General features: G+C 33.7%; 3 protein-coding genes. 1 reads left to right on the plus strand and 2 read right to left on the minus strand.

Going from position 1 to position 5,577, the window contains the following annotated elements; all coding sequences use genetic code 11:
- Positions 1-68 precede the first annotated feature (68 nt).
- Together ACG2E4_RS18040 and ACG2E4_RS18045 are read right to left on the minus strand one after the other, a co-directional pair.
- Positions 69-989, minus strand: coding sequence for a hypothetical protein (locus ACG2E4_RS18040; protein WP_395277463.1), 921 nt, complete (start codon positions 987-989; stop codon positions 69-71).
- A gap of 243 nt (positions 990-1,232) precedes the next feature.
- Entirely contained in the window at positions 1,233-3,542 is a 2,310-nt protein-coding gene (locus ACG2E4_RS18045) for a restriction endonuclease (protein WP_395277464.1), read from the minus strand.
- 108 nt (positions 3,543-3,650) lie between these two features.
- On the opposite strand from ACG2E4_RS18045, the gene ACG2E4_RS18050 reads away from it, so the two are divergent.
- Positions 3,651-5,405 carry an ATP-dependent nuclease gene (locus ACG2E4_RS18050; RefSeq protein WP_395277465.1) on the plus strand — a complete coding sequence of 585 codons (1,755 nt, stop codon included), beginning with the start codon at positions 3,651-3,653 and terminating at the stop codon, positions 5,403-5,405.
- The last annotated feature ends 172 nt before the right edge of the window (positions 5,406-5,577 follow it).

The raw sequence follows: 5,577 nt of genomic DNA on the forward strand, positions 1-5,577 counted from the left end.
TTTTTGCAGGTTATTTAATTCTTCTTGTGTCATAATTGTCTAAGTTAGTGAGATTTGAATTACTAAACTTAGACAGAGTTAGATTTACACTCTCCTTGTTCTTCAAGAGTAGCTCTTCTGGCACTTTCGTTTTCAAGTTGGACTTTAGCAGCTTCTTCGATTTCTTTTTCTAGTTTATTAATACGACGTTGTTCCTCTCTTTCTATTCGCCTCTGCTTTTTATTCTCAGCCATTGATTCAAGCTTAAAGAAAAATTCATCGAGCCTATCTTCTAATTGCTGGGAGTTGGTATCGGATATAATCCTACTAGGATGCCCCCACTTATTTCTGAAAAGTTTGAGCTGTAGCTTACCTAAAGGAGTATATTCATAGTCGTAGTCCCAGCTCCGTTCTTTTTCTTCTGGCTTTCGTTTCCGGCGCTTCCCCTTTTCTCTTAACTGAAAAAAGATTTGATCTTCACCTATTTTAAAATAGGTCCAGCGGGAACTATTATCTAAGAAGGAATGAACTGAGTAACCTCTCTTTTCAGACTCTTTAATGATTGTATCTAATATGCGTAATCCCCGGTCTAAGTTATCAGGTCCAACAGAGATATCCAGGGGACGCCCACCTCTTACCCGGTTAAAACGATTTAGGGATTTTTTATTTAGATTCTTGCGGGCTTGTTTGACCAATTTGTGAGGTTTGTAAAGGTTTTTGGGAACAGAGATCGTTTTGGTGGCTTTTCCTTTGCACTTCGATTTATTTTTTCCTTCCCTAATGGTTAAAGTAAACGATTCCTTATCTGATTCAGGTAGCTCGGGCCTGTTGACTTCTTTATCATGTCTCAGCTTTGCCCAATATCCTGCAGATGGTGTGGGTATCTCTAGTTCTTCACAAGCCTTGTAAAGTTTATGACTGCTTATTCCTAACTCTTCAGTCAAGTGAGATACCGGTTTTGTCCATACCTTTTCATAGAGTTCATTTCGTTGGAAAGTGATCTTTTTCATCTGTTCCTCCTTTTATATCGATCAACATTTATTGGGATGCTCTCCATATTCTAAGTGATCGAGATAATAATCAATATCTAAACCGATAAAAGACTAATGATTTCATACGTTGTTGAAAGAGATCGGGCGTTAGAATGGAAATATGAAAGCCGTTTTTTTAGGCTTATTAACCTAAAACGTTTCTTTTATGATGCAATCGAATCTTGTAATATTAGTACTAATATAATTGAGTATTTGCAGTAGTTAAGAAAAAAGAGCCTTGATGAATTTTTTATCAGATTCTGTAAAATGACTTTTATTATCTTGAGAAGATTTTGGGGCATATGAACTTTCTGTATTTGGGGAAAATTTGTCCAAAATCGTCTGAGTAAATTCGAAAATGTCTGGTTTAACGTCATCTACTGTATAATCTATTAGATGGCTATCAATACCAATAAATTCAAGTTCATCCTTAATTGATCTTATGTTTTTGTTAACTGCTTCATCTACTTGGTCTCTCATATGATCCCTAAAATAGACTGGGTGTTGGGGACTGTTTTTGAAATCAAGATCATCATTTTCAACCTCTCTAATATAGTCATGAATATTGTCTTGGATATTGTGAAGTATTTGTTCAGAATTTTTAAATATAAACTCTTCGCTATTTAATCCTGTTTGCTTTAGGAATGTTTCAAGGTCATAAAGATCCTCAATATAGTGTATTTGTGTGCTTAAGTAGTCACAGTAAAATGTGATATTTTGATCAATTTCATTCTGTATTTTAGGAATTTCATAAGCATTGAGAAATAGAGAAATGGCTTCGGGATCAAATACATTATTAGCTTTAGCCAATTTAGGTATTAGCTCTTTAACAGTGTTTTCGGCAATTTTTGATTCTCGTCCATTAAGTAATTTGTTTAAGTCCCTTGAATTTGGTCGGTTAGAGTGTTTGTAAGCAATTCTAAGTATACTCGGCTTAAGTTCTGAGAGTTGAAAAAGATTATTTATAGGTGATTTGCTGGACAGAAATCTAGTGTGTATTTGCTCATAGAACTTGGCTGATAAGATGATTTTTGAACATTCAGACTTTCTTTGAGACAAATAGTACATTAAAAAGTCTGTAACTGAAGGGTTAATGAAATTTAGATAAGTTCCTCCGGAATAACTGTGTTTATGGAATCTTTTTATGAACCCATCCAATAATACTTTAACGCTCTTGTGATAAGGGTCTATAGGAATATCATAACCATTTTTTTGGGATTCATATTCAAGCCTTTTATTAAATGCCTTTTTAAATTTGTCTTCTGATATAGGCAGATCAAAACTAAATAATGTTAATAAGAATAATCTATCCAGCTTGCTTATTTGATTGTTAAAAGCAGTTTTCCATATAGTTCTAGGGTTGTTCAGAGATTCTAAGATAAACTTGCAATAATCTTTAGGTTTGGTAATATCAATTCTTTTTTTGTCAGATATAAACTCGATTATTCGCGGATTAAAATTTTCATGTTTGACTATATCTAGGTAGAACTCATTTTCTCTAATCTTATTCTTATACTCATCATCCAGACTGGAAAAATAAATATGATTATATAAAATCCTCCCTCTGTCTTTATAGCTATAGCTTGAAAGCTCCAACTGATAATTGGTTACATCAAATTTTTTATCATCTAGTATTTCAGATTTAAATTTAGCCGCATTATATATTGTGGTTCTACTTGTCAAAATCATATGATGATCATAATATCTCCGTATCGCTTTAATCAAGTGATGGATTTGAGAGTCGAAATTTTTTTCAGTTAAGATATCTAGATAGTTACTGCCCAAAAAATCATCAAAATAAAAGATCTGTTTTTTATTTCTGTCAAATACTTTTTCTGCATCGTCTAAGTCTTTTAGGATGTAGGTCAGTTCATAACCCTCAGTCAAATATTTGAAAGTTAGAAAGTCTGCTAACATAGTTTTTCCGATACCAGGCTCCCCGGTAATCATTAATAAATTCTGTTCTTGTAATATCTTTTCCGCCTTTTCGAAATCCTTTGTAGGAACAAATAGTTTGACTTTGTTAACTATTTCATCGGTGTAGAAATCTCCCCTTTCCCTGATGTATTCTTGGGATATTCGTTTAATGATTTGAGTACTTGAAAGCCAAAGTTTATAGTGATCTTCTTCAACTTTGGGATATTTTGTGAGTAAGTTGTTTAATGTTTCGTTACCAATTACGTCCGAGGGTTCGAGTATATAGGGATCAAAAATTTCCATTATTTCTTTTTTGTCTCCTGGGGATAGGCCTAGAGAAGTCGCAATTAGATATCTATCAGGATTTAATCTTTCAACTTTAGGCCTTTCTTTATTTCTCAAATGGCTTTTAAGTTTTGATAAACCAGATTTAAGCCAATGTTTGCATTGAATAATTAGGTTCCCGTTTTCGGAATTTGCATACCTTAAATCAATTCCCTCATCCCTACCTGCTTTAAAGTTCTCTAGAGTAATGTCATTATCTATTTGTAATAGATCTCTGACGAGCAACTCGAACTCTTTATCATTTAAGCTATTGAAGGTGTATTGAGACACGGTTTTAATTTGTTTATTAAATCTGAAAGTTGATTTTGTAAATAGATAAAATTTTATTTTAGAGAAAGTTTTAAAAGCTAAAATAGTAAATATTTCAAGAGAGTAATTATGCACCGATTAAGTGAGGTTACGATAAAAAATTTTAAATCAATTGAGGACTTAACGTTAGAGCTTACCAATTATACACCTCTTGTTGGATATAATAATGCAGGTAAATCAAATATTCTTCAGGCAATTGACTGGTTCTTAAAGCCATCAAAATTGTATGACTCAGATTTTTATGATGGAAGAGAGGGAGAAGGTTTGGTGGTGAAAGGCAAGATCGAGGGACTTGATGATACTATTCTAGATAGACTAGTAGAAAAACATCGTGATAGAATTACTGAATATTTGGAGGATGAAAGAATCTTTATTAGGAGATCAATGGATGAACCAGGTAATGCTTCTACTGCTGATTTAGAGATATGGAGTCCAGAGGATGATGAATGGATAAACAATCCAACTGGAATTGATAATGCAGTGAAAGCTTTATTTCCTGAGCCCATTTTTATGAAAGCTATGGAGGATGCTTATGAAGATATTGGAAAGAGTAAAAGATCTAATACAATTGGGAAGCTCCTTGCTGAAATAACAAAACCTATAGTAGAAAATAATGAAGAGTTAATAGAAGAAACCTTGGGCCAAATCAAAAATATGTTTTCTGCTGATGGAAATGAACGAGTAGATGAATTACAAGAAATTGATGAAGAGTTTGATAACGTAGTAAATAATTTTTTCCCGGGTATTAATCTCAAAGTGCATGTCCCGCCTCCAACTGTAGATGATTTATTTAAATCTGGTACTGTTCAAATAAGTGAAGGGGAAAATGGTTTGAATCGTGATTTTGAGTCAATGGGCCACGGAGCTCAAAGATCTATACAAATGGCTTTGGTCAAATATTTATCTGAGCGTCAAACCTCAGATGATGAATCAAACTCTCGAAAGTTTCTTTTAATTGAAGAGCCAGAATTATATCTACACCCTCAAGCAATTACGTATTTATCGAGTGCTTTAAAGAAGTTATCAAAGGGCGGATACCAAATTGTTTTTGCAACTCATTCACCTATAATGATATCCCAAAATGATGTTGGGGTAACGGCTTTGATTAGAAAAAGCGAAGATGCTGGAACTTATCGACATAATACATTGAATGAAGCTCTGGATGAGGTCGCTGCTGATATGGGAATAACAGATACTCTATTTAATCTTGATAACTCTAGTCAAATACTATTTGCTGATGAAGTAGTTTTAATCGAGGGTAAAACTGAAAGGAAGCTTGTTCCTAAAATATTCGAATCACACTATGACCTGAGTGAATTTCAAACGAAAGTTGGATTTATAGATATCGGTGGTGCCCCTGCTGTAGGAAATGCAACTACTATCTTAGAAAATATGGGTATTAATCCTAAGGTTTTAGTTGATTTGGACTATTGCTTCAATTCTAGTGTGGATCATGGTTACATTGAGGATGAAAATGACATTTACCAAGAAGGAATTGAAATAATTAGGAATAAGGTAGAAGAATTTGGCATTGATATACCTGATGGATGGCCTGATACAGGTAAATTAAGTGCTGAGATATATACAAAAGTTGTAAATAATAGTGAAAGGTTTAGAGAAATAGTTAGGGAGTTGCACAAAATATTGAAGGACCAGAATGTTTGGATATGGCAAGAAGGTCCAATAGAGATTCCCTTAGGCATAGATTCTAAAAAGCCTAAGGCACATGAAGTCTTTATTAACGATTTGTACAAGGATGGTCTTCAAGAAACGGTCGCTGAGTATGATTCTGTTACTGATTTCTTTGATTGGTTATTAAAATGAGTATATAAAGTTTCTAGCTATGTAAATGCTTCAATTAATAAACCTGAAAATCAATGAGGCCCAGAGTCGAAAACTAATTGGCTATTTCGGTCATATAGTGCCACTCATTTCGGGCCATATAGTGCCACTTTCCAACAGCGATATTAGCGGTTAACGGTCATTGGGTCAAGCG

The organism is Halalkalibaculum sp. DA384, assembly GCF_043951955.1.
In the GTDB taxonomy this organism is placed as follows: domain Bacteria; phylum Bacteroidota; class Rhodothermia; order Balneolales; family Balneolaceae; genus JAMQKA01.